At 64.1% G+C, this 26,744-nt stretch carries 27 protein-coding genes, 1 other RNA gene and 2 pseudogenes; 19 read left to right on the top strand and 11 right to left on the bottom strand.

The annotated features are described in order from the left end of the window. Window positions 1–18: 18 nt before the first annotated feature. Window positions 19–804 (bottom strand): molybdate ABC transporter substrate-binding protein, encoded by a 786-nt coding sequence (modA, locus tag FJW04_RS13520; protein ID WP_140714652.1) that lies wholly within the window; start codon window positions 802–804, stop codon window positions 19–21. A gap of 153 nt (window positions 805–957) precedes the next feature. Here modA and FJW04_RS13515 point away from each other — a divergent pair, with 153 nt between their 5' ends. After that, complete coding sequence (locus FJW04_RS13515; RefSeq protein WP_140714650.1) at window positions 958–1,167, top strand: molybdopterin-binding protein; 210 nt, start codon at window positions 958–960, stop codon at window positions 1,165–1,167. Window positions 1,168–1,178: 11 nt separating this feature from the next. Here the strand turns inward: FJW04_RS13515 and FJW04_RS13510 are convergent, their stop codons facing one another. Together FJW04_RS13510 and FJW04_RS13505 are read right to left on the bottom strand one after the other, a co-directional pair. Next, entirely contained in the window at window positions 1,179–1,973 is a 795-nt protein-coding gene (locus tag FJW04_RS13510; RefSeq protein WP_140714944.1) for a thymidylate synthase, read from the bottom strand. Between the two features lie 173 nt (window positions 1,974–2,146). Continuing rightward, entirely contained in the window at window positions 2,147–2,458 is a 312-nt protein-coding gene (locus FJW04_RS13505) for a DUF2853 family protein (RefSeq protein ID WP_015317265.1), read from the bottom strand. Window positions 2,459–2,626: 168 nt separating this feature from the next. Here FJW04_RS13505 and ssrA point away from each other — a divergent pair. The 3 genes and pseudogenes from ssrA to FJW04_RS13490 all read left to right on the top strand — a co-directional run bounded on the left by ssrA (window position 2,627) and on the right by FJW04_RS13490 (window position 4,184). Further along, window positions 2,627–2,987, top strand: a transfer-messenger RNA (tmRNA) gene (gene ssrA, locus FJW04_RS13500). A 95-nt stretch (window positions 2,988–3,082) separates the two neighbouring features. Beyond that, window positions 3,083–3,657 (top strand): annotated as a pseudogene (locus tag FJW04_RS13495) (AAA family ATPase). An 89-nt stretch (window positions 3,658–3,746) separates the two neighbouring features. Further along, window positions 3,747–4,184 (top strand): VOC family protein, encoded by a 438-nt coding sequence (locus FJW04_RS13490; RefSeq protein WP_015317264.1) that lies wholly within the window; start codon window positions 3,747–3,749, stop codon window positions 4,182–4,184. A gap of 104 nt (window positions 4,185–4,288) precedes the next feature. Here the strand turns inward: FJW04_RS13490 and FJW04_RS13485 are convergent, their stop codons facing one another. Then, a complete protein-coding gene (locus FJW04_RS13485) occupies window positions 4,289–5,494 on the bottom strand; it encodes a multidrug effflux MFS transporter (protein WP_140714648.1) in 1,206 nt (401 codons plus the stop codon). Window positions 5,495–5,678: 184 nt separating this feature from the next. On the opposite strand from FJW04_RS13485, the gene FJW04_RS13480 reads away from it, so the two are divergent. The 4 genes from FJW04_RS13480 (at window position 5,679) to FJW04_RS13465 (ending at window position 7,481) form a co-directional block, all read left to right on the top strand. Beyond that, entirely contained in the window at window positions 5,679–6,368 is a 690-nt protein-coding gene (locus FJW04_RS13480) for a TetR/AcrR family transcriptional regulator (RefSeq protein WP_140714646.1), read from the top strand. Window positions 6,369–6,514: 146 nt separating this feature from the next. Next, window positions 6,515–7,051, top strand: coding sequence for an SspB family protein (locus FJW04_RS13475; RefSeq protein ID WP_140714644.1), 537 nt, complete (start codon window positions 6,515–6,517; stop codon window positions 7,049–7,051). A gap of 11 nt (window positions 7,052–7,062) precedes the next feature. Then, window positions 7,063–7,260 carry a DUF4169 family protein gene (locus FJW04_RS13470; RefSeq protein ID WP_140714642.1) on the top strand — a complete coding sequence of 66 codons (198 nt, stop codon included), beginning with the start codon at window positions 7,063–7,065 and terminating at the stop codon, window positions 7,258–7,260. Next, a complete protein-coding gene (locus FJW04_RS13465; protein ID WP_015317259.1) occupies window positions 7,257–7,481 on the top strand; it encodes a ribbon-helix-helix domain-containing protein in 225 nt (74 codons plus the stop codon). Before FJW04_RS13470 ends, FJW04_RS13465 begins: the two co-directional genes overlap by 4 nt. 2 nt (window positions 7,482–7,483) lie before the next feature. On the opposite strand, the gene FJW04_RS13460 is transcribed toward FJW04_RS13465, so the two are convergent. Then, window positions 7,484–9,280 carry a chloride channel protein gene (locus tag FJW04_RS13460; protein ID WP_140714640.1) on the bottom strand — a complete coding sequence of 599 codons (1,797 nt, stop codon included), beginning with the start codon at window positions 9,278–9,280 and terminating at the stop codon, window positions 7,484–7,486. A gap of 157 nt (window positions 9,281–9,437) precedes the next feature. On the opposite strand from FJW04_RS13460, the gene FJW04_RS13455 reads away from it, so the two are divergent. The 3 genes from FJW04_RS13455 to FJW04_RS13445 all read left to right on the top strand — a co-directional run bounded on the left by FJW04_RS13455 (window position 9,438) and on the right by FJW04_RS13445 (window position 11,228). After that, entirely contained in the window at window positions 9,438–9,866 is a 429-nt protein-coding gene (locus tag FJW04_RS13455) for a helix-turn-helix domain-containing protein (protein WP_181172932.1), read from the top strand. A 105-nt stretch (window positions 9,867–9,971) separates the two neighbouring features. Then, entirely contained in the window at window positions 9,972–10,277 is a 306-nt protein-coding gene (locus FJW04_RS13450; protein WP_140714638.1) for a hypothetical protein, read from the top strand. A 33-nt stretch (window positions 10,278–10,310) separates the two neighbouring features. Beyond that, window positions 10,311–11,228 (top strand): sigma-70 family RNA polymerase sigma factor, encoded by a 918-nt coding sequence (locus tag FJW04_RS13445; RefSeq protein WP_140714636.1) that lies wholly within the window; start codon window positions 10,311–10,313, stop codon window positions 11,226–11,228. A 9-nt stretch (window positions 11,229–11,237) separates the two neighbouring features. Here the strand turns inward: FJW04_RS13445 and FJW04_RS13440 are convergent, their stop codons facing one another. After that, a complete protein-coding gene (locus FJW04_RS13440; protein ID WP_140714634.1) occupies window positions 11,238–15,266 on the bottom strand; it encodes an AsmA family protein in 4,029 nt (1,342 codons plus the stop codon). A 132-nt stretch (window positions 15,267–15,398) separates the two neighbouring features. On the opposite strand from FJW04_RS13440, the gene FJW04_RS13435 reads away from it, so the two are divergent. Then, window positions 15,399–16,385: a Dyp-type peroxidase gene (locus tag FJW04_RS13435; protein ID WP_140714632.1), complete on the top strand. Its 987-nt coding sequence runs from the start codon at window positions 15,399–15,401 to the stop codon at window positions 16,383–16,385. 19 nt (window positions 16,386–16,404) lie between these two features. Here the strand turns inward: FJW04_RS13435 and FJW04_RS13430 are convergent. Both FJW04_RS13430 and FJW04_RS13425 read right to left on the bottom strand, forming a co-directional pair. Next, window positions 16,405–16,674, bottom strand: a pseudogene (locus FJW04_RS13430) (hypothetical protein); the annotation flags it as partial. Window positions 16,675–16,721: 47 nt separating this feature from the next. Beyond that, on the bottom strand, window positions 16,722–18,137 hold the full coding sequence (locus FJW04_RS13425) for an FAD-linked oxidase C-terminal domain-containing protein (RefSeq protein WP_140714630.1): 1,416 nt from the start codon (window positions 18,135–18,137) through the stop codon (window positions 16,722–16,724). Between the two features lie 161 nt (window positions 18,138–18,298). On the opposite strand from FJW04_RS13425, the gene FJW04_RS13420 reads away from it, so the two are divergent. Together FJW04_RS13420 and FJW04_RS13415 are read left to right on the top strand one after the other, a co-directional pair. Beyond that, entirely contained in the window at window positions 18,299–18,778 is a 480-nt protein-coding gene (locus FJW04_RS13420; RefSeq protein WP_140714628.1) for a thioesterase family protein, read from the top strand. Window positions 18,779–19,014: 236 nt separating this feature from the next. Continuing rightward, window positions 19,015–19,212 (top strand): hypothetical protein, encoded by a 198-nt coding sequence (locus FJW04_RS13415; protein WP_015317249.1) that lies wholly within the window; start codon window positions 19,015–19,017, stop codon window positions 19,210–19,212. Here FJW04_RS13415 and FJW04_RS13410 read toward each other — a convergent pair. Beyond that, complete coding sequence (locus FJW04_RS13410) at window positions 19,209–19,688, bottom strand: Lrp/AsnC family transcriptional regulator (protein WP_140615683.1); 480 nt, start codon at window positions 19,686–19,688, stop codon at window positions 19,209–19,211. The genes FJW04_RS13415 and FJW04_RS13410 overlap by 4 nt on opposite strands. Before the next feature lie 89 nt (window positions 19,689–19,777). On the opposite strand from FJW04_RS13410, the gene FJW04_RS13405 reads away from it, so the two are divergent. From FJW04_RS13405 to FJW04_RS13395, 3 genes are all read left to right on the top strand, one after another. Next, window positions 19,778–20,701, top strand: a complete 924-nt coding sequence (locus tag FJW04_RS13405) for an EamA family transporter (protein WP_140714626.1) — start codon at window positions 19,778–19,780, stop codon at window positions 20,699–20,701. A 185-nt stretch (window positions 20,702–20,886) separates the two neighbouring features. Further along, a complete protein-coding gene (locus FJW04_RS13400; RefSeq protein ID WP_181172931.1) occupies window positions 20,887–21,993 on the top strand; it encodes a histidine kinase dimerization/phosphoacceptor domain -containing protein in 1,107 nt (368 codons plus the stop codon). Further along, window positions 21,990–22,436: a response regulator gene (locus FJW04_RS13395; protein ID WP_015317245.1), complete on the top strand. Its 447-nt coding sequence runs from the start codon at window positions 21,990–21,992 to the stop codon at window positions 22,434–22,436. The genes FJW04_RS13400 and FJW04_RS13395 overlap by 4 nt, the downstream gene beginning before the upstream one ends. Before the next feature lie 9 nt (window positions 22,437–22,445). On the opposite strand, the gene FJW04_RS13390 is transcribed toward FJW04_RS13395, so the two are convergent. After that, window positions 22,446–23,333, bottom strand: a complete 888-nt coding sequence (locus FJW04_RS13390) for a dienelactone hydrolase family protein (protein ID WP_140714622.1) — start codon at window positions 23,331–23,333, stop codon at window positions 22,446–22,448. Window positions 23,334–23,587: 254 nt separating this feature from the next. On the opposite strand from FJW04_RS13390, the gene FJW04_RS29930 reads away from it, so the two are divergent. Together FJW04_RS29930 and FJW04_RS13385 are read left to right on the top strand one after the other, a co-directional pair. Continuing rightward, on the top strand, window positions 23,588–23,743 hold the full coding sequence (locus FJW04_RS29930) for a hypothetical protein (RefSeq protein ID WP_181171173.1): 156 nt from the start codon (window positions 23,588–23,590) through the stop codon (window positions 23,741–23,743). Window positions 23,744–23,752: 9 nt separating this feature from the next. Next, complete coding sequence (locus FJW04_RS13385; RefSeq protein WP_015317242.1) at window positions 23,753–24,187, top strand: hypothetical protein; 435 nt, start codon at window positions 23,753–23,755, stop codon at window positions 24,185–24,187. 34 nt (window positions 24,188–24,221) lie between these two features. On the opposite strand, the gene FJW04_RS13380 is transcribed toward FJW04_RS13385, so the two are convergent. Next, the gene (locus FJW04_RS13380) at window positions 24,222–26,537 is read right to left on the bottom strand and encodes a glucose/quinate/shikimate family membrane-bound PQQ-dependent dehydrogenase (protein WP_140714620.1); all 2,316 of its coding nucleotides are present in this window, start codon (window positions 26,535–26,537) and stop codon (window positions 24,222–24,224) included. Between the last annotated feature and the right edge of the window lie 207 nt (window positions 26,538–26,744).

Genomic DNA, 26,744 nt, shown 5'->3' with positions numbered 1-26,744 from the left:
ACTCAGTTGCTCGCCGACTCAGTTGCTGGGCGTGAGCACGGTAAAACCCTGTTCCCTAAAGAGCGCGCCGGCCTTGGCGGACTGCAGGCACTTCAGGAAGGCCGGCGTATCCTTGTCCTTCGAATCGGCGGTCTGGGCAACCGGATAGATGATCGGCGGATGTGAATCCTCGGGGAAGGTGCCGACCACCTTGACGCCCTTTTCGGCGTGCGCGTCGGTGGCATAGACGATGCCGAGGGCGGCCTCACTAGTTGAAACCAGCTTCAGCGCCGCACGGACATTCTCGGCCTGCGCCACCTTGCCCTCGACCGAGGACCAGACGCCGAGCGATTCAAGCGCCGCCTTGCCGTACTTGCCGGCCGGCACGGCCTTGAAGTCGCCCATGGCAAGCTTGCCGTCGCCGACCAGCTTGGCGAGGTCAAAGCCTTTCTCGATCTTGGTTTCGACCGTCGAATCCTTCGGCGCCACCAGCACGATCTCGTTGCCCAGCAGCTTCACTTCCGTGTCGGGCTTGGTCAGCTTCTTGTCGGAGAGATATTTCATCCAGTCGAGATCGGCCGAGATGAAGACATCGGCCGGCGCCCCACCCTCGATCTGCTTGGCCAATGCCGAACTCGCGGCATAGGAAACGGTCGCGGCCTCGCCGACATCGGCTTCGCAGGCCTTGTTCACCGCATCGAGCGCGTCCTTGAGACTGGCCGCCGCGAACACCACGACCTTGTCTTCCGCGTGCGCTGCCGGCATTGCCGCCATCAATGTCGCCGCAAAGCCGATCGCTCTCAACCCGAAACCTTTGCGTGTCATCGAAAACTCTCCCTGGGTTCAAATTCCGGTTGGCTCGAAGCCTGGAGACCGATATATCCGCATGGATATAACAAGGGAAGGCCCGGCCGGCTGAAACTCGATCCGGCGCTGCATGATTGTTCTGATAAGACCGCCGCCGCGAAAGGAACTGCAATGAAGATCAGCGCCCGCAACGTGCTCGAGGGAACGATCACCGAAATCGTCAAGGGAGCCACCACCTCGCATGTCCGCATCGACATCGGCGGCGGCATCATCGTCACCGCCTCGATCACCAATGAAGCTGTCGCCGACCTCAAGCTCGAAAAGGGCAAGCAGGCCTACGCCGTGGTCAAGGCCTCGGACGTGATGGTCGGCATCGACTGAAAAGCCGCGGCTCAGACCGCGATGGGCGCCTTGATCGACGCGTCGGCGACGTAGTTTTCCAGCCGGAAATCCTCGAAGCGGAAGGCGAAAAGGTCCTTCACCTCAGGATTGATCCACATCGTCGGCAGGGTCCTTGGCGTGCGGCGCAACTGTTCGCGCGCTTGCTCGAAATGGTTCGAGTAGAGATGCGCGTCGCCAAGCGTGTGGACGAAATCGCCCGGCTTCAGCCCGGTCACCTGCGCCACCATCAGCGTCAGCAGCGCGTAGGACGCGATGTTGAACGGCACGCCGAGGAAGATGTCGGCGGAGCGCTGGTAGAGCTGGCAGGAAAGCCGGCCCTCGGACACGTAGAACTGGAAAAGGCAGTGGCAAGGCGGCAGCGCCATGGCTTCCACCTCGGCGGGATTCCAGGCCGAGACGATCAGCCGCCGCGATTGAGGATTGCGGCGGATCTCCTTGAGAAGATTGGCGATCTGGTCGATCGAGCCGCCATGGCCGTCTGGCCAGGATCGCCACTGCCTGCCGTAGACCGGGCCGAGATCGCCATTCTCGTCGGCCCATTCATCCCAGATTGAAACGCCGTGGTCGGTCAGGTACTTGATGTTGGTGTCGCCGGCCATGAACCAGAGGAGTTCATGGATGATCGACTTCAGATGCAGCTTCTTGGTGGTGGTGACCGGAAAGCCGCGAGCCAGATCGAAGCGCATCTGGTAGCCGAAGACGGAGCGCGTGCCGGTGCCGGTGCGGTCGCCGCGATCGGCGCCGTTGTCCAGCACATGCTGCAGGAGGTCGAGATACTGGCGCATCGGTTCCGGGCTCGATTCGGGAATTCGTCGATCATAGCGCATATAGGCGCCGACGCCACGCTTGTCTGAGATCGTCCCCATTCAGCAGGGAACGAAGCCTGCCAAGAATCCTCCCCGGCGAACCGGAAGCGCGGAAATCGCCAGCCGGCCGCCAGAATGAGTAACCAAAGGTCTCAGAGAGAGCCGAGCTTGCCCAGGTCCTTGGCCACCAGATAGTAGAAGGTCACGCGGTTCTTGGTGTTGTCGGCGTGCATCGCCTTGCAGGTCTTCTCGATCGCGGCGTCGGCTTTCGCCCCGTCGCTGACGCCGAGCTTCTTGGCCACCCAGCTCTCCTTGACCCGCGCCAATTCCTTCGGATCCGTGCAGGACACCAGCGAGGAATCGCGGTTCCTCAGCGCAATGCCCAGGTGCTTGACTATTTTTTCGACCGCATCGGCGCTTGCCGCGGCGTCATATTTCTTCACATCCGCAAGATAGTCGGCCATCAGAATTCCCCTCGTCGGCGCCACGGATCCGATCGATGAGGGCTGTGGCGCGCTTCGCAACTTGTGCGCTAGGTCGGTAACTCCTCACCGCCCGCAAAGCTTCGGTTGAGACCGCGCCCAAGTCAACCCTTGGCGTCGCGATTTGACACAGGGACAAAGCACCATTGCGGCCTTTCATTTCCGCGCAAGCCCCCCTATATTCGTTTTGTCGGCTTGACCGACTATGGCGATAAATGGGCGATGAAATAAGCCGTTCGGACCCGGGGGCGGTACCCGGCGCCTCCACCAAAAGCCGCTGTTGAGGACAGAGCGGTTTTTGCTGGGGGCGAAATAGGATCGACGAAGGTGTAAAGATCGTACTTTTGCCCGGCATTGTACCACCGTCATCGGGCTAAACTTATAGTTGCCAACGACAACTATGCGGAAGCACGTCTCGCTGCTTAATGCAGTGCGATAGCTTCAAATCAAGCCCTAGGGGTTCGCACTTCTAGGCGGGGTTCGGAGGTACCTGGCAACAGAAACCTCCACTCTCCCCTTTCATTTTGCGTGACGCACAACGGTTCCTGCCGTCAAGACTTCGCACGTCCACGGCTGCGAAGCCGCTGCGTTGCGTGCCCTTTCTCCATGGACAAAATGCAAAACAATTCCGATCGATTCTTCGTGCTGACCGGCGGCCCCGGCTCCAGCAAGACCACCTTGATCGAAGCCTTGCGGCAGGCGGGCTTTGCGACATCCGCCGAGGCCGGGCGCGGCATCATTCGCGACCAATCCGCCATTGGTGGCCCCCCCTGCCCTGGAGCGATCGCGCATTGTTCGCCGAACTGATGCTGTCGTGGGAAATGCGCTCGTACCGTGCGGCCCGCGAGCTGGCCGGTCCGGTCTTCTTCGATCGCGGCGTGCCGGACACGATCGGCTATCTCAGGCTCTGCGGCCTGCCGGTGCCGGATCACCTCACCAATGCCGCCACGAAATTCCGCTATGCGCGTCGCGTCTTCGTCGCCCCGCCATGGCCGGAGATCTTCACCCAGGACGAAGAACGCAAGCAAACGCTGGACGAGGCCGAGCGCACTTGCCAGTCCGTGGCCGGCGTCTATGCCGAACTCGGCTACGAATTGGTGACCTTGCCGCCTGCGCCAGTCGAAGAGCGTGTACGCTTCCTCCTCGACGCTGCTGGATTGCCGCTGACATCGCGGACATAAAGAGGTCGGACGGGTCCGGCCTTTCCTGTGCGTTGTTGGACCAGGCGATACCTTGTAAACTGAAACCACACCCCCTGGAGATCGGAAACATGGCGCTCAAGCGGATGGACAATGTAGGAATCGTCGTCGAAGACCTCGGAGGGACGATCGATTTCTTTCGCGAACTCGGCCTCGAGCTCGAAGGGCGAGCCATGGTCGAAGGAGAATGGGCCGGACGCGTCACCGGACTGGGCGACCAGCATGTCGAGATTGCCATGATGCGCACGCCGGACGGCCACAGCCGGCTGGAGCTGTCACGCTTCCTCGCGCCGCCTGTCGTCGCGGATCACCGGACCGCCCCCGTCAACGCCCTGGGCTATCTCCGCGTCATGTTCACCGTGGACGACATCGACGACACGCTTGAAAGGCTCCGCACGCGCGGCGCGCAACTCGTAGGCGAAGTGGTCGAGTACAAGGACGTGTACCGGCTCTGCTACATCCGTGGGCCTGAAGGGCTTCTCATCGGCCTCGCCCAGGAACTCAGCTGAGCGTCAGCAGCCAGAGCGCGGTCTTCAACCCGGGGGCAAACGCCGGCTTCAACACAAAAAAGGCCGGGATCGACCCGGCCTCCCCTGGTTATTGGAAAAGGTGCTTACTCCGCCGGCGCTTCGACCGCTTCGCGCGAACGGCCAAGCGTGACTTTCGCCAGTGCGAACGAGACCACCGCGCAGAGCGTGATGCCGGCGACCATCGGCAGCGGCGTGCCGTCGAAGAACACACCGGCGACGCCCATGGCGAGCGCGCCGATGGCGAAGTGCAGCGTGCCCATCAGCGCCGACGCCGTGCCGGCGATCTCGCCATGCTCTTCCATGGCCAGCACCGATGTGGTCGGGATGACCAAGCCGAGGAAGCCGTAGCCGACGAACAGCAGGGCCGCCATCACGTCAAGCCGATCGACGCCCGTCACCATGATCGCGAACAGCACAACCATCGTCGTCGCGTAGCCGGTCACCGCCACCCACACCACGCGCTTCAGTCCGAACCGTTCGGAAAGCAGGCCCGTCAACTGCGACATGCCGATGAAGGCAACCGCGTTGATCGAGAAGAAGACGCTGTAGACCGAAGGCGACAGCCCGTAATGGTCGATCAGGATGAAGGACGAACTCGACAGATAGACGAAGAAGCTCGCAATGCCGAAGCCGGCGATCGCCACCAGGCCGAGGAAATTACGGTCGCCCATCAGGAAGCGGTAGCCGGCAAGAGCGGTACCGAAGGAGGACCCGACGCGTTCTTCCGCCGGCCGTGTCTCCTTGAGCGAGGTCGCGAGCAGGATGGTGGCAAGCACCGCCGCGCCGGTCACGGTCCAGAACACGGCGCGCCAGCCGAAATTCTCAATGATCTGGCTGCCGGTCAGCGGCGCCAGGATCGGCGACACCGAAAACACCAGCATCAGCAGCGACATCAGCTTGGCGGCCTCATTGCCGGTGTGCAGGTCGCGCACGATGGCGCGCGGAATGGCCATTCCGGCGCTGGCGCCAAGCCCCTGCAGGAAGCGGAAGGCGATCAGCCACTCGATGGTCGGCGCCATTGCCGAGCCGATGCCGCCGGCCATGAACAGCGCCAGGCCGCCATAGAGCGGCAGCTTGCGGCCTACCATGTCTGAGATCGGCCCGACGACGATCTGGCCGAAGCCCATCGACAGGAAGAAGATCAAAAGGCTCATCTGCACGGCGGCGGTGCCGGCATGCAGATCGGTGCCGATCGACGGCAAAGCGGGCAGATACATGTCGATGGCGAACGGGCCGATGGCGGACAGCAGGCCGAGCACGACCGCGATGCGGAGGAATTTGGGGCTCATGATATTGGCTTCTTTCGAATCTGGTTGCCGCCGCCAGGCGACGTCTGACCCTAGGACGTTCCATCCCGTGGGTTTCCTACTCTTGGAGCAAATTTATTCGTCTCCGGAGCGAAATCCCGCTATATCGTGTCCACAAATTTAGACAGTCTTGTCTAAATCGTCAATCACCTCTATATAGATTTTCATGAGACCGGGCGTTTCTCCTGACACTTTCCCGCCACGCGGCCACGAGGCCAAGCGCCTGTCGATCGTCGACGCCGCTGCCGGCGTGTTCTGCCGCGAAGGCTTCTCCGGCGCCAATATCGACCTGATCGCGGTTGAGGCCGGGGTGTCGCGCCAGACGGTCTACAACCACCATGGCGACAAGGAAAAACTGTTCATCGCGGTGGTGCGCGACCTGACCGAGCGCTGCAACGCCGGCATTTTCGCCACCATCGCCACCTTCCCCGATCAGCCTGGGGATCTCGAGGCCGACCTGATCGGTTTTGCCGTGCGCCTGAACCAGAACTGCATCTGCAACCGGGACGGAAAATTCCTGCGCAAGCTGATCCAGACCGAGGGCGAGCGCTATCCCGAGCTCTTTGCCGAATGGCGCGAACAGGGACCCGGCAGGACGTGGCCGGCGATCGCCGCCCGCTTCGCCCGCCTCGCCTATGGCGGCTATCTCACGATCGACGATCCCGACGTCGCGGCGCGCCAGTTCCTCGGCCTCGTCAATGCCGAATTGCAGACCACCTTCATGCTTGGCGGCACGCCAGGCGAGGACGAGGTGGTGCAATCGGCGACAAACGGCGTGCGCACCTTCCTGCGCGCTTTCGGCAAGCGCCCTTCCCCGACCAGCCTCAAAAGACACGCTGCGCTGGCTAACGCATAACATTTGGCGTTGCCGCCAAGCCGCCTTGCCGATCAAATCGTTTGCAATAGTCCTCGCTTCGGCGCGGCGGCGGTCTATATCAGGTTTACGCCGCGCCCAAGCTTGATTACAGCTATGCGGACGATTCAACGGAACCCGACCACCTCATGGCCGACGACCATATCCGCTACGACATTCTGGCCCAGGAGGCGTTGCGCGGCGTCATGCGCAAGGTCCTGGCAGAGGTCGCGCGCACCGGCCTCCCCGGCAACCATCATTTCTTCATCACCTTCCTGACCGGCGCGCCGGGCGTGCGCGTCTCATCGCGGCTGCGCGAGCGCTATCCCGAGCAGATGACCATCGTCATCCAGTTCCAGTATTGGGACCTGAAGGTGACCGACACCGGGTTCGAGGTCGGTCTCTCCTTCTCCGACGTGCCGGAGAAACTGGAAATCCCGTTCTCGGCCGTGCGCGGCTTCTACGACCCGTCGGTCAATTTCGAGCTCGAATTCGACGTCAAGACCGATGCGCAGCCCGACGAGGAACCGGCGGCACCGGTGCCCGAGCCGCTGACCATCGTCTCAGAGAAGAAGCCGAAGGCCGAGAAGAAGGCCGCCGCCGAAGCGGAGAAGAAGGCAACCGCCGCGGATGCCGGCACCAAGGGCGCCGAAGTAGTCTCGCTCGACGCCTTCCGCAAGAAATAGGCTCGCAGTCCGTGGCCGACATCGTCAATCTCCGCCAGGCTCGCAAGCAGAGGGCGCGGGACGACAAGGCACAAACCGCTAGCCGGAATCGCGCCTTGCACGGTCGCACCAAGGCCGAAAAGGAACGCCACCGCCTGATCGCCGACAAGAGCGAAAGGTTTGTCGCGGGCCATCATCGCGAAAAGCCCGCCCAGCCTCACGATCGATGAGCGCCGTCGAAAAACGCTCGGTGACCATTCGCGGCCATCGCACCAGCTATTCCCTCGAAAAGCCCTTCTATGACGATCTCGTCGCCATCGCGGCGACCAGGAAGCTGACGCTCGCCGCCCTTGTCGCCGAAATCGACGAGACCCGGCCCCGTGACACCAACCTGTCCTCGGCGCTCAGGCTGCATGTCCTGGAGTGGGCGAAGCGCGCGACGAGCGCCTGAACTTACGCACCCTCAACCGGGTCCGCCTTTTTCCCGCGTCCGAAGCCCAGTAAGGTGGAGCGCTCACGTTCCTCGGCCTGCTTGCGCGAGCGCACGCGCATCAGATCCTTCCAGCCGACATAGCCGACCAACCTTCCATCCTCACGCGCCACGACCGGCAGATGCGAGACATTGGCGGTCAGCAATTTGTCCGACAAGCCTTCCAGATATTCGTCGGGATGGGCCAGCGTCACCTTGCTTCCAGCCAGCAGCTCGCCGAGTGTCGTCGTCCGGTGCTTGCCGGCACGGCGCCAGCGCAGGATCGCCGGCGGATCGATGAGGCCAAGCACCTGCCTGTTTTCATCGACCACGGGAAAACTCGGATGCCGGGTTTCCGGCGCGGTCAGGAAGGCGGCCGCACCATGCAGCGTCATCGTCGCCGGCACGCTCTCGACCTGCGCCGTCATCACCTCGCGCACCCTGGTCAGCGCGAAGGGGTCGACGCGATATTCGCGAACCAGATGGTGCCCCCGCCTGGCGATCTTCTCGGTCAGGATCGAACGCTTCATCAGCAGCACGGTGACCGCGTACGCCGCGGCACAAGCCGCGATCAGCGGCACCAGCACATGCGTGTTGCCGGTCAGCTCGACGGCGAAGAACGTGGCTGTCAGCGGCGCGCGCATCGTGCCGCCCATGGTGGCGGCCATGGCCAGCAGTGCCCAGAAGCCCGGGTCCGCCGCCGGCAGGATGCCGGCAAGCACCGCCCCCATCGCGCCACCCATGATCAACAGCGGCGCCAGCACGCCGCCCGAAGTTCCCGAGCCGAGCGCAACCGACCAGATGATGGCCTTGACCACCAGCAGCAGCAGCGCCGCGGTGGCGATCGTGCGGCCGTCCAGCATGTCGGCGATGTTGTCATAGCCGACGCCGAGCGCTCGTGGGTCGATCAAGCCGCCTATGCCGACCACCAGGCCGCCGAGCATCGGCCACCACATCCAGTGGATCGGCAGCTTCTGGAAGCCGTCCTCGCAGGCATAGACCATCTGCGTCAGCAGCCCGGACAACAGGCCGGCGCAGATGCCGACCAGCACCCAGCCGCCAAGGCCGACGAAGGAAACCGCCATGTTGCCCGCGAACGGAAAGATCGGCCCTGGCATGTGCAGCATGGTGCGCTCCACCTCGGCCACGATGGCCGCCACCGCGACGGGAATGAAGCTGCGTGGCGTCCATTCGAACAGCAACAATTCGACCGCCAGCATGATGGCTGCGATCGGCGTGCCGAACACGGTGGTCATGCCGGCCGCCGCTCCCGCCACCAGCAATGTCTTGCGCTCGTTGTCCGAGACCGGCAGCATCTGCGCGATCAATGAGCCGATGGCGCCGCCAGTCATGATGATCGGACCCTCGGCGCCGAACGGCCCGCCGGAGCCGATCGAGATCGCCGACGACAACGGTTTCAGGATCGCCACCTTGGCGTCGAGCTTGGAGCGCCCAAGCAGGATCGCCTCGATGGCCTCGGGAATGCCGTGGCCGCGGATCTTCTCGCTGCCATAGCGCGCCATCAGGCCGATGATCAGCGCGCCGATGACCGGAACGATGACGGCGGCAAGCCCGAGCGGCGTATCCTGCAGCTTCAGCTCGGCAAGCGAGAACTGGCCGAAATAGGCGATGTTGGTGGCGAGCCGGATCAGCTTCAGAAGCGCGATGCCGGCAAACAGCCCGGCGGTCGCCACCACCACCGCTATCGCGGCGACGAGCAGCACTCGGGCATCCGTGGTGAAATCCCGGAGATGATCGGGATTGGAGTTATGGGTCTTCATGGTGGCTTTGCTTCCTGGCGGCGGCCGTGTCTGGGGTTCTGCGGCACGGTCGAAGTGGCCAGCCGGTTGTCGGTATCGTAACACGATATATCTATTCAAGCGGCTTTCGCTTGAAATTTCGTTTGAGCTTTCACCGGAAAACGAAGACATCTCCGATATGACGCAGCCCAAGACATCACGCCCCGCCATCAGGCAATCCGACTACCAGCGGCTGTCCGAGTTCCGCTACCTCATCCGCCGCTTCCTAGAATTCAGCCAGGTGAAGGCCGAGGACGCCGGCCTGACCCCGCGCCAGCACCAGGCGCTGCTGGCGATCAAGGGATATCCCGGCGGCGGGCCGGTGACGGTCGGCGACCTGGCGGAACGCCTGCGCATCCGTCACCACAGCGCCGTCGAACTGGTCAACCGTCTCGGCGAGGCAGGACTGGTCGCACGCGACCAGGACAAGGACGACCACCGCCGCGTGCTGCTGCGGCTGACCGAACGCGCCGACGATTGCCTGGCCGAACTGTCGGCCGCGCATCTCGACGAGCTCTCGCGCATCGAACCCATGCTGCGGCGCCTGCTCGACCGGAGCCAGGATTGACGTCCAGCATCTCTGCGGGCCGATACCGAACTATTTTTCCGGAATTCGAATCCTTTGGCCTGGCCGCGGCGTCTTGGACAGGCGACAGCCAAGGGAGCCGATGCGATGAAACGCCATTTGATACGCTACAAGACGAAGCCTGACCGGGCTGACGAGAACGAGCGCCTGGTCAAGGCAGTGTTCGAGGAACTGCGCGGCAAATCGCCGGAAGGTGTTCGCTACATGACCTGGCGCTCCGCCGATGGCACTTTCGTCCATCTCGTCGAGACCGAAACCGACGGGCATGCCGACCTCATCACAGGACTTGCCGCCTTCCAGGCTTTTCAGAGTGGCATCAGGGATCGCTGCGTCGACCCTCCGCATCGTGACGTGATGACAGTGGTGGGCCATTATCGGATGCTGGACGAGTAGCCTGAATAGAACCATGTCAAGAACGGCCGGTGCATGAACAATCCAGGCGAGATCCCAGAGCCTTTCGACCGCTTGTTCGGCGAATTGCGCCCCAAACTGCATCGCTACTGCGCCCGGATGACAGGCTCGGTCGTCGATGGCGAGGATGTCGTGCAGGAGGCGCTGGCCAAGGCGTTCGAGGCCTTGGCCGGCACCGTCCCGATCGCCAATCCCGAAGGCTGGCTGTTTCGCATCGCGCACAATGCGGCGCTCGACTTTTTGCGCCGCCGCGCCCGTGAGAAGACTTTCTCCGAGGAGGAGCCGGACATGATCGCCGACCCGGCAAATTCCATCGCCGACCGGCAGGCCGCGGCAGCCGGATTGCACAGTTTCATGCGCCTTCCCGTCGCGCAGCGAAGCAGCGTCATCATGATGGATGTGCTGGGCTATTCGCTGCGGGAAATCAGCACCATGCTCGACACCAGCATCCCCGCGATCAAGGCAGCGCTGCATCGTGGCCGTGGCCGGCTGCGTGAGCTCGCCGACGAACAGGACGATCGTCCTGTTCCCAGGCTGAGTGCATCGGAGCGCCTGTTGCTCGACGCCTATGTCGATCGCTTCAACGCCCGCGACTTCGACGCCGTGCGAGACATGCTGGCCGACGAAGTGCGGCTGGAACTGGTGGCCAGGGCAAGGCTCAACGGCCGCAAGGAGGTGGCCACCTATTTCGGCAATTATTCCCGGGTGCGGGACTGGCATTTCCAGTCCGGTTTCGTCGAGGACCGTCCGGCAATCCTCGTGCGCGATCCCAACGACCCGACGGCAGCGCCGGCATACTTCATCCTGCTGGGTTGGCAGGGCGGCAAGCTTGCCGCCATCCGCGATTTCCGCCACGCCAGATACGTCGCCGACGGCGCCGAAACGTTCGTTCTTGAGACGATTGCCCGGCGGGTGACCAACCGGAAAGCCTAGCCCTGCTGCCTACTGCAGTGACTTCAACAGATTGTCGACCGTGAATGGATTGGCTTTCGGCTTGGCTGGAGGCGGATTGTCGTTGGCGGGCACCTGCTCGGCCTTGGGTGCCTGTTGCGCCGCCTTGCGCTCGGCTTCGAGCCTGGCTTTTTCCTGGGAGGCAATGCGCATCGCCTCCTCCGCCTTCTGGCGCTTCTGCTCGGCCTGCGCCTTGGCCGCCTCGTCCGCTGCCTGCTGTTCCGCCGCCGCCTTGGCCTCGGCATCCGCCTTGGCTTTTGCTTCCGCGTCGGCCTTTGCCTTGGCATCCGCTTCGGCCTTGGCCTGAGCGTCGGCCTCCGCTTTCGCCTTGGCGTCGGCCTCGGCTTTCAGGCGCGCCGCTTCCTCTTGTTGGCGCAGCTCCTCGGCGGCCTTGTCGCGGGCATCCTGAAGGGCCGCGTAATAGCGCACTTCGCGTCGCAGCCGCTGTTTCTCCAGCAGCGCGGCCTGCATCGCCTCGACGCGCTGCTGTTCTTTTTCCAGCGCACGCTGGGTCAGGAATTGCGCCAGCGGCTCGCTGTCGAACTGCCGTTTCACGGCGCCGAACCGCCCCTCGGCGGTGAAATTCACGGCCGGCTCGGAGCCGACCAGCGCTTCGTCGCCAGGCCGATAGGTGATCGCGCCCTTGGTGGAAACCGTGCTGGCGTTGAGGTCCGCCGTGATGTCGGCCGACAAGGTCGCCGCCGGGTTTTCAAGACTGATCGGCGGCGCCCTGAGCGTGCCGCCGGCAATCGTGAAGGCGACCTCGGCATTCCCGGCGGCGAAGCTGCCGTCGGCGGCGATGTCAGGCGCGAAGCCAGCCGTCTTGGCGGCGTCGATATCGCGTCCGATCGCATCCGCCTTGGCCAGGAATGCGCCGAACGCGTCAGGATTGACGCCGGCGATCCGCAAGCCCTTCAGCGTCGCCGTGCCGGATCCCGATAGAGCGGCAATCATCGCGTCGACGGATTTGCCGCTGGTCGACAGCGTCGTCGAGAAATCGCCGCTGCCGCCGATGCCCGCATCCGGCAAGACATCAGCCAGATCGGCACCCGCCAATTTCATCTGACCGGTGAAAAGCCCCGTGCCGTCATTGTTCTTCAGCTCGAACAGGCCGGAGAGCGCCCCGCCGAGGAATTTGGCCTTGAGATCGGTGACCCGAATGCCTTCCGGGTCGAGCTTGAGCGAGAGGGCCGCGTCATAGGCGGTGGCGAGCGGGCCGACGGTCAGCGAAGCCGTGGTCAGGTCGAGATCGGCCGTGAACGGCAGGCTGGACTTCTGGCTGAACGGCGCCGACGGCCACGCGCCGGATTTGTCATTCTTGTCGGCCCTGTCATTCTTGTCGGCCCTGTCATTCTTGTCGGCCCTGTTATTCTTGTCGGCATTGTCACTCTTGTCGGACCCGTTCTTGTCCACGAGAAAAGCGGAATCGCCAAACAGCGCCACCGCCATCGGATCGAGGTCGAGTTCGTCGAGCGCCAGCGCCCCAGCCAGATGCGGCACGCCGTCCTTGCCGTCGACCCCCTGCTTGACATCGAGGTTGATGTCGCCGGACACAGCCGCCTCGTTGATGGCGCCGCTGAGCCCGGAGAGCACCAGCAGGCCATTGCCGTAATCGGCCTGCGCGGCCAGCGATGTCGACATGCCGGCGCCCATGCCGGGCAGGCCGATGCCCGTCGTCATCAGCCACGGCTCGATGTCGGAGGCGTCGAGGTTGATCTTGCCCTTGGCCGTCGGGCCTTGCGGCGTGTCGGCGACCACCCCCTCGAAGCCGGCCTTGAAGTCATTGCCGGCAAGGCTGAAGCTCGTCGCCAGGCCGCCGGAAAGCGTACCCTTGGCCTGGATGTCGGTGCTTGCTTCACCCAGCATGCCGAGCGGCAGCGCCGGCAGGCCGTAGAGCGCGAGCAAGGCGGTTGCGTCCGCGTTCCTGGCGTTGAAAGTCAGTGTCACTGGCGCGTCGGCAAGCCTGTCCACCGCGCCCTTTCCCGACAGCGACGCCGAAAAGGACGAGCCGCCGGCCTTGCCTTGCCCGCTCACCGCCAGGCCCGTGGTGCCGTCGCCATTGTCGGCGGCACTGGCCACGAGGTCGACGCGCGCGTCCTGGAACAAGTCGGGATAGGCTGCGGCGCGGTCTGCGAGCCCCTTCAGCACGGCATTGTCCGGATAGTGCCGTGCTGCGACATCGATCAGCGGTTTGAGGTCGACTGCCACCACCGAGGCGTCGAGCTTGCCGGTCGGGCTCGCAGGAAAATCCTTGATGCGGCCGGTGGCGCTGATCGAAGAACCGGCCAGTCCGCCGACAGACAGCCGGTCGATTTCGAGCAGCCCGTCGCGCAGCCTGAGCGCGGTATCGACCGTGTCGGCGGTCAAGCCGCCGGCGCTGACAGGGCCGGCCTTGATCTGGAAATCGAGGTCGCTGTCGGCAAAACGGTTGGCACCCTTGTCACTGACGAAGATCGAGGCGAAGGCCGCCAGCCCATCGACATCGAGATCGCCGCCCTCGAGCCGCATCAGCACCGATGGCTTTGCGTCTTCGGGCTGGCTGGAATCGATGCGGCCGGAAAACTTCGCCTTGCCGAGGATCAGTTCGAGATCGCTGAAGGATTGATGATTTTCCGAGAGATCGACCTTGGCCTTGAAACCGGCGGCAGGCAGACGGCGGATCGCCTCGTCGACATCCTTCGACAGCCAGGCGGCAAAACCCGAGGGTTGCGCCACGGCCAGCAGCAATGAGCCGGTGAAGCCGAAATGGCCCTGCACGTTGAGCATGACCTTGCCATCGGCTTCCAGCTTGGTGCGGCCGGGCAAGGTCGCGGCCAGCGATTTCACCGACCACCCGTCACCGACCGGCTCGGCCGAAAGATGAACATCGCGCACCGTCGTGTCGCCGGCCACCACCGCCGGCAACTTGACCTCGACCGTGCCGGGAATGGTCGGCTTCGGCAGATCGAGCAGCGCCTGCTCCAGCCCGGCGATGCGCTGATCCAGCGTCAGGCCCGTACCCGCCTGGGCACCCACCGCCTCGTCGAACTGAACCTGCGCGCCATTGGCCTCGATGGCGAAGCTCGGTTTCTGGCCAAGATCGACCGAGGCCTTGCCATCGGCGGTGTAGGGATTGTCGAGCGGACCGGTCTCGAAACGGAATTCGTCGACGCCAAGCTTCTGGTGGTCGAGCGAGAACTTGCCGTTCAGCCGGAAGCCTGGATCGGACTTGCCGGTGCTGACCTTCACCGTCTCGCCGTCCGTGCCGCGCAACTCGGCTGAATTCTTGCCCGCGCTATCCTTGTCCGCGCCCGAAATCTTGAACTGGCCGGAATAGACGGCGGCACCGTTGACGATGCCGGCATTGCCGTCGGTCTCGATGACCAGCGGATAGGCGTTGGGATCCGCCTTCACCCGTAACCGCATCTGCCCGGAGGGTTCGGCCTTGCCGGTCGACGCCGCGACCGTGGTCCGCAACCCGTCCAGCCGCAACGTGCCATCCATGCGCCACGGACCGGCCAGCGACTTGGCCGAAATGGTCGAGTTGATCTCCGAAAAGATGTGGCTGCGGCCGCCGGCGGCGTGGCGCAGTTCAATCTGCCCTTCCGTCACAGTCAGTTTCTCGATCGAGACCTGGCCGGGGTCGAAGGGCGAGGACGGGCGCATGGCCCAATCGACGGTTCCGTCGGCGGCGATGTCGATGGTCGCCTTCGGCCGCACCAGCCGCATGTCGAAGATCAGCACCTCGCCGCGCAGGAAGGGTGCCAGTTCCGCGTCCATCGAAAACGTCTCGACGGTCATGGCCGGCTGACCGTCGGGGCCACCGGCGACGGCGACTTTGGAAAAGGTCACCGAGGGAAACGGCAGCAGCCTTGCCGTGGCGTCGCCCTGCACGGTTACCTTGCGGCCGAGGATGGCGCTTGCCTCGCGCTCGAACTCGGCGCGGTAGCCAGTCCAGTCGATAAAATGCGGCACCACCAGCGCCGCAAGCAGCACCAGCACGAACAGGCCACCGAAGATCACGAACAGGCGTGCGAGCATCAGCTCCGAACAGGTTGATTGCAATTCCGCCGCACTCTACCCGCATCCGCGTGTCGATAAAGAGGCAATTCATCCCGTGTTGCGTCATGTCGGACGATCTGAAACAAATCCGGGAAAAGCGGAGATTCTCGGATGTCGGGCAAGAACTGGGATCGCGTGCCGATCGATGCGCAGAGTGTCGATGCCCCGCTATCGCAGTCGGCGATTTTCCTTGTCGGCATCGTCGCCGGCGATCAGCCGGCTCTGGCCAGGGTTTGTTCCGTGCTCGGCGAACTCGACGATCTGGTCAAGACTGTCGGATTCCGCGATCTCGGCGGGCGCCTGTCCTGCATCGCCGGCATCGGCCGCGATCTCTGGGACCGGCTCAGCCCCGGCCGGCGGCCGCTGGAACTGAAGCCGTTCGCGCCGATCAAGGGCGCGGTCCATTCGGCGCCAACGACACCGGGCGACCTGCTCTTTCACATCCGCGCCGAGCGGCCCGACATGTGCTTCGAATTCGAGCGTATCCTGCTCGACAGGCTTGGTCCCGGCGTCAGCGTCGTCGACGAAGTGATCGGCTTTCGCTATTTCGACGCCCGCGACCTGCTCGGCTTCGTCGACGGCACCGCCAACCCGGCCGGCCTCGATTTGCCCGCCTCGGCGCTGGTCGGTGACGAGGATGCCGATTTCGCCGGCGGCAGCTATGTCGTGGTCCAGAAATATCTGCACGACATGCAGGCCTGGGCGCGCATTCCCACGCCCGAGCAGGAGGCGATCATCGGCCGCACCAAGATCGACAACATCGAAATCGACGATGACGACGCGCCGCGCAAATCGCACAAGTCGCTGGCCACCGTGGTCGATGCCGACGGCAACGAACACGACATATTGCGTGACAACATGCCGTTCGGCAGGCCCGGGCAGAACGAATTCGGCACCTACTTCATCGGCTACAGCAGATATCTCTGGGTCACGGAGAAAATGCTGCAGCGCATGTATGTCGGCGACCCGCCCGGCGCCTACGACCGGCTGCTCGATGTCTCCACGCCGCACACCGGCACGACCTTCTTCGCCCCGACCCGCCCCATGCTGCAGACGCTTGCGCAGGACGCCCGGGAGCAGCTTTCCGCTGCAGGGTAGAGCGGCGGTTGACGGCCCCTTAGCGTGCGTCGCGTTTCGCCTGCGCCACATTGGCCGCCTTGCGCTGGCGGCCGAGTTCGGCCGGCCGAACAAGATTTGGAACCTTCTGGTTGGCCACGGCCCGCATGCCCTCGTGGGCGGTGCGCGAATTGTGCGTGGGACCGTCCGGAGCTTTCTGCTTCAAGGCCAGCGCCTTGCGCGCATTGTCGACCAGCGAAGTGCGAGCCGCCAGTTGGCGGCGCCGTTCGGCCTCGCCGTTCAGCCGCCGCATCGCCATGGCCAGCACCGCCTCGACCCGAATGGCGGCGCGGTCAAGACGCGCTGTTCGCGATGCGCTTAGCCCGCGTCAGGCAGGATCTTGCCCGGATTCATGATGCTTTGCGGATCGAGCGCCTGCTTGATCGTGCGCATGATGTCGACGCCATGGCCGAGTTCGTGGCGCAGGAACCCGATCTTGCCTTGCCCGATGCCGTGCTCGCCGGTGCAGGTACCCTCCATGGCGATCGCCCGCATGTTGAGCCGTGCCACGAATTTTTCCGACAGCGCGATTTCCTTGGGATCGTTGACATCCATCAGCACCAGCACGTGGAAATTGCCGTCTCCGGCATGGCCGACGATGGGCGCGATAAGTCCCATCTCGGCAATGTCGGCCTCGGTTTCCATGACGCATTCGGCAAAGCGCGAGATCGGTACGCAGACATCGGTCGACAGCCCCTTGGCGCCCGGCCGCAAGGTCAGCGACGCCCAGTAGGCGTCGTGCCTGGCCTTCCACAATTTGGTGCGTTCCTCGGCAACGCTGGTCCACAGGAACGGCCCGCCGCCATTGTCTTCCGCGATCGCCCCAAAGGTCTCGGCCTGTTCGGCAACGCCGGCGTCGCTGCCATGAAACTCGACGAACAGGCACGGGCTCTCGGGATAATCGAGCTTGGAATAGTTCTTCATCGCCCGCATCTGCAGCGCGTTGACCAGTTCGATGCGCGCCACCGGAATGCCCATCTGGATCGTCGCGATGACGGCGTTGCAGGCAGCTTCGACGCTCGGGAAGGGACAGACGCCGCCCGAGATCGCCTGCGGAATGCCTTGCAGCTTCAAGGTCAGTGCTGTGATGATGCCCAGCGTGCCCTCGGAGCCGACCAGCAGCCGGGTCAAATCATAACCGGCCGAGCTCTTTTTCGCCCGCTTGCCGGTCGTCACCATCTCGCCGTCGGCCATGACGGCGGTCAGCGACAGCACGTTCTCGCGCATCGTGCCGTAGCGCACCGCATTGGTGCCGGACGCCCGCGTCGCCGCCATGCCGCCGAGCGAGGCATTGGCGCCCGGATCGATCGGAAAGAACAGGCCGGTGTCGCGCAGGTGCCGGTTCAAATCCTCGCGCGTGACGCCGGGCTCCACCGTGCAGTCGAGATCCTGCGGATTGACCGAAAGAATGCGGTTCATCCGCGACGTATCGACCGAAATGCCTCCACCCGGCGCATTGGTGTGGCCTTCGAGCGACGAGCCGACGCCGAACGCGATCACCGGCACACGGTGTGCGGCACAGGCACGCACGATTTCCTGCACCTCGGCCGTCGTCTCCGGGAAAGCGACGCCGTCGGGCGCCTGCGTCGGAATATAGGTGGTCGTATGCGCGTGCTGCGAGCGGATGGCCTGTCCGGTCTGGAAGCGCTCGCCCAGCCGCTGCTTGAGGATGCCGAGCACCGCCGCGATGCCTTCCTCGTTGCGTTCGACCGGATTGAGGTCGCTCAGAGCCATGAATTCCTCCGCGAATGGACCAGCGCCCACGCTTGTTAAGCGAGTATGGATGCCTAAAGCAATTTCAGGAAAAGTGTGAAGCGGTTTTCCATCCGAAATTGCGTCAGAATGTAAAGACACTCACCGGCTACTCTGTCCAGCACCAGAACAAGGAAGTTTCGATGTCCATTCCCGCCCCCTTCGTCTCCAGGCCCATGGACATCGAGAAGGACTGGATCGACTATAACGGCCATCTCAACATGGCCTATTACAACGTGCTGTTCGACCGCTGCTCGGACGAGGCCTTCGAGGCGATGGGCATGGGGCTGGACTATGTGAAAGAGCGGCGGCTCACCATCTACACCGCCGAGGTCCATGTCTGCTACGTCAGGGAACTGCATCTCGACCACAAGGTCGCGGTCTCCTTCCAGCTCATCGACCATGACGAGAAGCGGCTGCGAGCCTATCAGGAAATCCGACATGTCGACGGCTGGCTCGCCGCCACGTCCGAGACCTTGTCGCTGCATGTCGACATGTCGGGGCCGAAGGTGGCGCCCTTTCCCGCCGATGTACTGGCCAGGATCGAAGCCATGCGCGCCGCCCACTCCGTGCTCCCGATGCCCGAGCGCGCCGGCCGTTCGATCGGCATCAAGCGCAAATAGGGCGAAGCCCAGGCGACCGGGTCTGGCCTCAAAGCCACACCCGCGATCCAAAATCGCCGGGTTCCTCAAATCGGCTGGCACGCGTGCTTGAAGCCACCTCGCACCCGCATTAACCTTACTGAGGATTTAACGGGAACAAGCCATCTGAGCCGTTGAACGACTCAGCGGAGCGGTCGAAAACGTCCGCACAGGGTTGTTTTAGCGGGCGGCGCGGCGAAGCCGGTTCGAGGAACTGCATGAAAACCGACATCAAGGTCGAGGTGGACAGGCTGGCGGCCGATCCGCGCATATCGGACTACGATTTCTGGCGTTCGCTCAAGAATGTCGACAACGAGATCTTTCACATCGCCAACAACAACGAACCGATCCCGTTCGACATGATCCGCTGGCGCAGCATCCTGAAGCGCGCCCGCCTGAAGCGCGGCCACGCTTAGCGCCGTTGCCTGATCGCCGCCAGCGGCGAGCGCGCGATCACCGGCGACGACTGGATGATCGCCGTGTTGGTCATCGCATAGGGGATGATGCGGTCGATCACCCGTTCGAGTTCGGCGACCGAGCCGACATGCGCCAGCGCGATGAAACAGTCCTCTCCGGTCACCCGGTCGCATTGTGCGATCTCCGGCAACTCACGGATGATCTCGGCCACGACTGACAATTGCCCAGGCACCGGCCGGATGCGCAGCCACGCCGACAGTTTCAGGCCAAGCGCCGCCGGGTTGATCCTGACGCAATAGGCCTCGATCACGCCGTTCTCCTGCAGCCGCTTGATGCGCTCCGCCACGCTCGGCGCAGACAGGCCGACGGAACGGGCCAGCTCCGCGGTGCTGATGCGCGCGTCCTCTTCCAGCAGGCGCAGGATCTTCATGTCGGCCGCGTCGATGTCGGCATTTTCGTTTCGAAGGCGTTTCATGGAAAACTCCTTGCCTCCGGGAAAGGAATGATTGGTCAAGCTGGTCATCATCCATATGAATAGGGAGGATTGGCTACAATACTGATCCCATGGATGACCAGAGGCAAGCCCCGCATACCAGCCCTGCCGCTGCCACCCCGGCCTTTGCCGGCCCCGCGCTCGCCGGGCTCGCGACAAGATTGCCGCCTCATATCTGGTTCGCTGTCAGCGCTGTCTTTCATTATCTCGGCCCGGCCTTCGCCGTGCTGCTTTTTGCGCAAGTCGGCGTGCTCGGCATGGCCTGGCTGCGCATAGCCACCGCGGCGCTGGTCTTCGCGCCATTGACCCGCCCATGGCGAACCTTCGCCAGCGCCGATCCTCCGACGCGGCTCCTGCTCGTTGCCTTCGGTGCTTGCCTGGCGGTGATGAACTGTTCGTTCTACCTGGCGCTCGACCGCCTGCCGATCTCGCTGGTGGCGGCGATCGAATTCGCCGGCACCATCGGCGTCGCGCTCGCCGGCCTCAGAAGCGCCCGCAATCTGGCCGCTCTTGCCGTCGCTGTCACCGGCACCTTGCTGCTGATCCACGTCAAATGGTCAACCGACCCGGTCGGGCTGGTCTGGGCTTTCCTCAACGGCGCGCTCTTTGTCGGCTACATCGTGCTTGGACACCGTGTCGCCCGCGCGGGCGCCGGCGACGGCATCGCCGGCCTGGGTGCGGCCATGGCGGTCGCTTTCGTCGTCGTGCTGCCCGTTGGCTTCGCCGACGCCCTGTCCGCCTTTTTGTCGCCGCCGCTGCTCGTCGCCGCCATCGGCGTCGGCATCTGCTCGTCGGTCATTCCATACGTATGCGACCAGCTCGCCATGGCGCGGTTGCCGCGTGCGAGTTTCGCGCTGATGCTGTCGCTGCTGCCGGTCACCGCAACGCTGATCGGCGTCGTCGTGCTGCGCCAGGTACCCGGTCCGTCCGATTGCCTCGGCATCGCGCTGGTCGTGGCCGGCGTCGCGCTTCACAGGCCGGCCTCGGCTGGCTAGCCGGGAAACCCCTTCCTCGCGGTCGGTTGCGGAAAGCCTCCATCGGTTCCCGCCTGCGACGAACTGCAACAGGCCAGCCGAGATTGAAACCAAATTCTACTTTGAGCCGTTGTCTCCCGCGAAAAATGGCTTGGAGCGACGCTATGGAACGGAAACGGACCAGGGAGCCGGCGGACGCATGGCATATGACCGACGACCTTCATGTCGAGCACGGCAAGGGCGACCCCTTCGCGGCGGCCATCCGCGCCACGCGCATGTCGATGATCATTACCGATCCGCGCCGGCAGGACAATCCGATCGTCTTTGCAAACGACGCCTTCCTGCGCCTGACGGGTTATGAGCGCCACGAGGTTCTCGGCAAGAACTGCCGCTTCCTGCAGGGGCCGGAGAGCGACAAGGAAGCGATCGCTCAGATACGCGCCGCGATCGCCGATGAAACCGACATCAGTGTCGATATCCTGAATTACCGCAAGGACGGGTCGACCTTCTGGAACGCGCTCTACATAAGCCCGGTCTCCAACGACAAAGGCGAAATCCAGTTCTTCTTCGCCTCGCAACTCGATGTTTCCGACCGGAAGCTCTGGGAAAATCGCATCACCGCGGACAAGGAACGTTTCGAAAAGGCCGTCAAGGAACGCACGGCTGAGCTCGAAGCGGCACTTGAGGCGCAGACCACGCTGCTGCATGAGGTCGATCATCGGGTGAAGAACAATCTGCAGATGATCTCCTCGCTTATCCTCATGCAGAGCCGCACCGTCTCCGACGCGAACCTCAAGCGCTCGCTTGGCACGATGTTGGAGCGCATAGAGGCGCTCAGCACCGTGCACCGCCGGCTCTACCAGTCCAAGGATGTCAGCAAGTTCGATGTTTCCGACTTCGCCAAGGATCTCATCTCCGACCTGCTGACTGCTTCGGGACGTTCGGAAATTAACCCGACACTCGATCTCGAGCCCGTCGTCGTCCCGGCCGAGAAGGCGACGCCGGTGGCGCTGATGGTCAACGAACTCGTCACCAACGCGCTCAAGCATGCCTTCAAGGAAAGGCCCGACGGCACGAGATCGGGCAGCATCGGCATCAAGATGAGCCAGCCGGACGGCCATTTGAATATCGAGGTCTCGGATGACGGCGTCGGCATGGCGGGCGCCAATGGCGACGCCTCCTTCGGCATGCGGCTGATCAAGTCGCTTGCCCGCCAATTGCGTGCCGACATCGAGTGGCGCGATGCCGGTCCCGGCACTCGCGTTGTCATCTCGATGCCCAATGGACCACAGCACAAAGGGAACCTGTCATGATTGAACCGCTCAAGGTCCTGATCGTCGAGGACGAGGCGCTGCTGGCCATGGAGTTGGAGAGCCTGGTCGAGGACGCCGGGCACAGCGTCGTCGGCTGGGCAACATCGCTCGCCGAAGCAAAGGACATGGTCGATACCACGCAGGCCGATATCGCCTTTGTCGACATCCATCTCACCGACGGCCCGACCGGCATCGACGTCGCCGAATATATTGGCGACAGAAAGAACTCGATGGTCATTTTCATGACCGCCAACCCGAAGCGCATCCCCGACCACTTCGCCGGTGCGATCGGCGTCATCGCCAAGCCCTACACGATGAACGGGCTGACCTCTGCCCTGCGCTATTTGCAGGAAGGCGTGCGGCGCCCGCCGCCGAAATCGGAGCGCCCGGCGGGCTTCACCCTGTCGCCGGCCTTCAAGACGATCTGGGCGCCGGCGGCCTGAAGGCGATGGTCATGCCAGCTTCTGCCTGAGGAAGGCGATCGTCCTGCCCCAGGCGAGGTCGGCCGCCTTCTTGTCGTAGCGCGCTGCCGAGGTGTCGTTGTTGAAGGCATGGTTGGCGCCTTCATAGACATAGACCGTGTATTCGACATGCGCGGCATCGAGTTCCTTCTTGAACGCATCGATGCCGGCATTGGTGCGCTCGTCGAGGCCGGCATAGTGCAGCAGCAACGCGGCCTTGATCTTCGAGACGTCGGCGGCCTTCGGCTGCATGCCGTAATAGGCGACGCTCGCGGCAAGGTCGGGCGCATTGACGGCCAGCATGTTGGCCGTACCGCCGCCCCAGCAGAAGCCGATGGCGCCGACCTTGCCATTGCCGTCCCTGTCGCCCTTGAGGAAGGCGACCGTCGCCACGCCATTGGCCACGGTCTGCGCCGGGTCGAGTTTCCCGAACATGTCGCGCGCCTTGTCCTCGTCAGTGGGCGTGCCGCCGAGCGGCGACAGGAAATCCGGCGCGAGCGCCACGAACCCTTCCAGCGCCACGCGCCGGGCGACGTCGCGGATATGCGGGTTGAGTCCCCTGTTTTCATGGATGACGATGACCGTGCCGAGCTTGCCGGCCTGGTCCGCAGGCCTGACCAGATAGCCCTTCATCTCGCCGCCGCTGCCGGGATAGGTGATGTCCTCACCCTTCACGCGGGCATCGTTGTCGGCGACGATCGCCGCCTGGGCCGAGTTCGCCGCCAGCATCGGCGCGATCGCGGCGGCCGCCGCGCCCGATCCGGCAAGCCTGGTCAGTTGCTCCATGAAGCGGCGGCGATCCAGTGTCAGATGCGTGTATTCGTCATAGGCATCGATCATCGCCTGAGTGATGACGGGTTTGGTGGTGACGTCGGCCATGGGCTTCCCCGATCTCGTCGACTGCGGTGTCCTTGCCGGTCGCAAGATAGGGGCGAGCCTCTCATCGTCCAGTCACCGGAGCGTGACATCTCGCTGCCTCGCGGCCGTCGGTCGGTCGGTCGGCCGAGGATCATCACGTTTTTGTCATCGGTGACAAATCTTGATGGCGCTGCCACAATAGTGGGGGAAACTGGCTGGCCGGCCGCCCTCGGCGGTCACGGTCCTATAGGTCCGATCTGAAAGGAACAATGCCGATGACCATGCCCTCGCCGATCCTGGCAACCGCCTTCGTGGCAGCAGTGGCGGCCGTTCTGGCGATGCGCGCGGCCGTTGTCGCGGCAAGCCGCAAGTCCATGGTCAGGGTCCGCAGCCGCAAGCGCCAGCCCGCGAACTTGAAAACCCAAAGTTGAGGTGAAGTCATGGACGTTCAGGACATCGTGAACACCGTCTCGCAGAAGGCCGGTCTCGACCAGGCCACGACCGAAAAGGTCGTCGGCACCATTTTCTCGGTGCTCGAGCACGAGGCCGAAGGCACCAGCGCCTCCTCCTTCTTCGCCAAGATTCCGGGCGCCGATGCGCTGGCGCAGAAATATGACGTCATGGCCGCCCCGGCCGGCGGCGGTGGCGGCTTCCTGTCGTCGCTGCAGGGCGCGCTTGGCGGCGTTCTCGGCGAAAAGGCCGGCGCGCTGGTCAACGGCCTCGCGGCGCTCAAGGCCTCCGGCCTCGACTTGGCGCAGATCCAGAAGGCTGGCGAGACGCTTGTCCAGCAGGCCGAGGCGGCCGCGGGCCCCGATCTGACCAACCAAGTGCTTGGCTCGGTGCCGAGCCTAAAGAGCCATCTGGGGCTCGGCTGATCGTCGGCTCGCCCGACCCGGTAACCCCGCCTGCCTACTTCGGCAGCGCGTAGGCCATCACGTAATCGCCCGGCTTGGTGCCCACCGAGCCGTGGCCGCCGGCGACGATGACCACGAACTGGCGTCCGTCCGCGACGGTGTAGGTCATCGGCGTCGATTGCCCTCCGGCCGGCAGCCGCGCCTGCCAGAGCTGCTTGCCTGACGTCAGCTCGTAGGCGCGCAGATAGTCGTCGACCGCGGCACCCAGGAAGGCGACACCGCCGGCGGTGATCATCGGCCCGCCAATGCCGGGCACCCCGACCTTGAACGGCAACGGCAGCGGCGTCATGTCGTAGACGGTGCCGTTGCGGTGCTTGTAGGCAATCGCGCCGGTGCGAAGATCGACGCCCGCGACGTAGCCCCAGGGCGGCGCCTGGCAGGGAATGCCGAGTGGCGACAGGAACGGTCCCATCACCACCGCATAGGGCGCGCCGTCATTGCGGTTCAACCCCTGCTCGCTGCCCTTGGTGTCGCCCGGCGGCGGCACGTCGGCGCGCGGCACCAGCCGCGACGTGAAGGCAAGATAGGTCGGCATCCCGAACATCACTTGCCGCACCGGATCGACCGCCACGCCACCCCAGTTGAACGTGCCGAAATTGCCGGGATAAACCAGCGATCCCTGCAGCGAGGGCGGCGTGTAGCGGCCTTCATAGCGCAATTTGTGAAGCGCGATGCGGCACGCCAGCTGGTCGAACATGGTGATGCCCCACATATCATGCTCGGTCAGCGGCGGCGGGTTGAAGGAAAGGTCCGACGCGGGCTGCGTCGGCGATGTGTGGTCGCCCTCGATGGCGCCGCCGGGCGCCGGCACTTCCTTGACCGCAATCACCGGCTCGCCGGTGCGCCGGTCGAGCACATAGAGGTCCCCTTGCTTGGTCGGCCCGACCAGCGCGGGCACCACGGAGCCGTCGGCCTTGGTGATGTCGACCAGGCTCGGCTGCGCCGGCACGTCCATGTCCCAGAGGTCATGGTGCACGGTCTGGCGCACCCATTTCAACTGCCCGGTGTTGAGGTCCAGCGCGGTGATCGAGGAGGAGAATTTCTCGACATTGGCACTGCGGCCCATGCCGAGCTGGTCCGGCGTCTGGTTGCCGAGCGGCACGTAGAGCAGGCCGAGCTTCTCGTCGGCGCTCGGCGTCGACCACATGTTGGGCGAGTTGGCGGTGTAGGTCTGGCCGGCCGCCAGCGGCGTCGTCTGGTCCGGATTGCCGGAATCCCAGTTCCACAGCAATTTGCCGCTGCTCGCATCATAGGCGCGGATGACGCCGGACGGCTCCTGCGTCGAATAATTGTCGTTGACCGCGCCGCCGACGATGATCTTGCCGCCGGCGATCAGCGGCGCCGAGGTCGAGTAGTAGTAGCCCGACTTCGGATACGGCATGCCGGTCAACAGATTGAGCGTGCCGCCCTCGGCGAAGGCCGGGCAAACCTGCCCGTTGGCGGCGTCGAGCGCGATCAGCCGCGCATCCGAGGTCGGCAAGTAGACGCGCGCCGCGCAGGGCTGGCCGGCGGCGCCCGCCGCATCGGCATAATAGGAAACGCCCCGGCAGGTCTGGTGCTGGCGGTCCTTGTCGAGCTTGATCTTGGGATCGTAGCGCCACTTCTCCTTGCCGGTCGCCGCATCGACGGCGATGGCGAAGTTGTGCGGCGTGCAGATATAGAGCGTGTCGCCCACTTTGAGCGGTGTCACCTGATAGGTGGTCTCGCCGACATCGTCGGGGCCCTTGACGTCGCCGGTGCGATAGGTCCAGGCCGGCTTCAGGTTGGCGACGTTTTCCGGCGTGATCTGGTCGAGCGGCGAATAGCGCTGGCCGAACTGCGTGCGCCCGTAATAGTGCCATTCGCCCGCAGGCACATCGCCGCCGAGATTGGCGTTGGGGATCACCTTGTCGGTGTCGAGCGCACCGCCGATATCCTTCGGGTCCGTGGTCATCGAATAGCCGGCCACCGCCAGCGAAGCCAGCACGGCAAGGATCAAAGGGGCTCGTCCGTCCGGACCGGCAAGGCCGCGCCGCGCCCACGGCGTCAGCAGCCACAACGCCACCAGCACGATGATGCCGCCGCGCGGGCCGAGCTCCCACCAGTCGAAGCCGGTTTCCCAGACCGCCCAGGCCAGCGTGCCGAGCACGATCGCCGCGTAGAGCCAGAGCGCCGTGGCACGGCGCCGGTAGAGCAGCCAGGCGGCGACCAGGAAGGCGAGACCGACGATGATGTAGTACCAACTGCCGCCCAGCGAAGCCAACCAGATGCCGCCGGCGCCAAGCGCCAGGCCTATGAGGAAGAGAATGAGGGAGGTGATGGTGACAGCCAAGATGATACTCCTTCGACTGTTGCGCGCATGGGCGGGCTAGGGCAACCCGGCATTGCGTGTTGCTCGTGCAACTTTCTCCTGACGGCGGCGCCTGTCAAGCGTAGGTCGCGAGCCCGCGGGCAGCAACCTCGTTCCGCCTGGGATTGTTCCACAACGGCGGTTCCCATATCGGTGAAGCCGCCGTATCGGGCACTTTACCGGAACAAA

The sequence above is a fragment of the Mesorhizobium sp. B2-7-3 genome, assembly GCF_006440715.1.
In the GTDB taxonomy this organism is placed as follows: Bacteria; Pseudomonadota; Alphaproteobacteria; order Rhizobiales; family Rhizobiaceae; genus Mesorhizobium; species Mesorhizobium australicum.
Note: the sequence above shows the minus strand (reverse complement) of the source record. Positions and strands in the feature narration are given on the sequence as shown.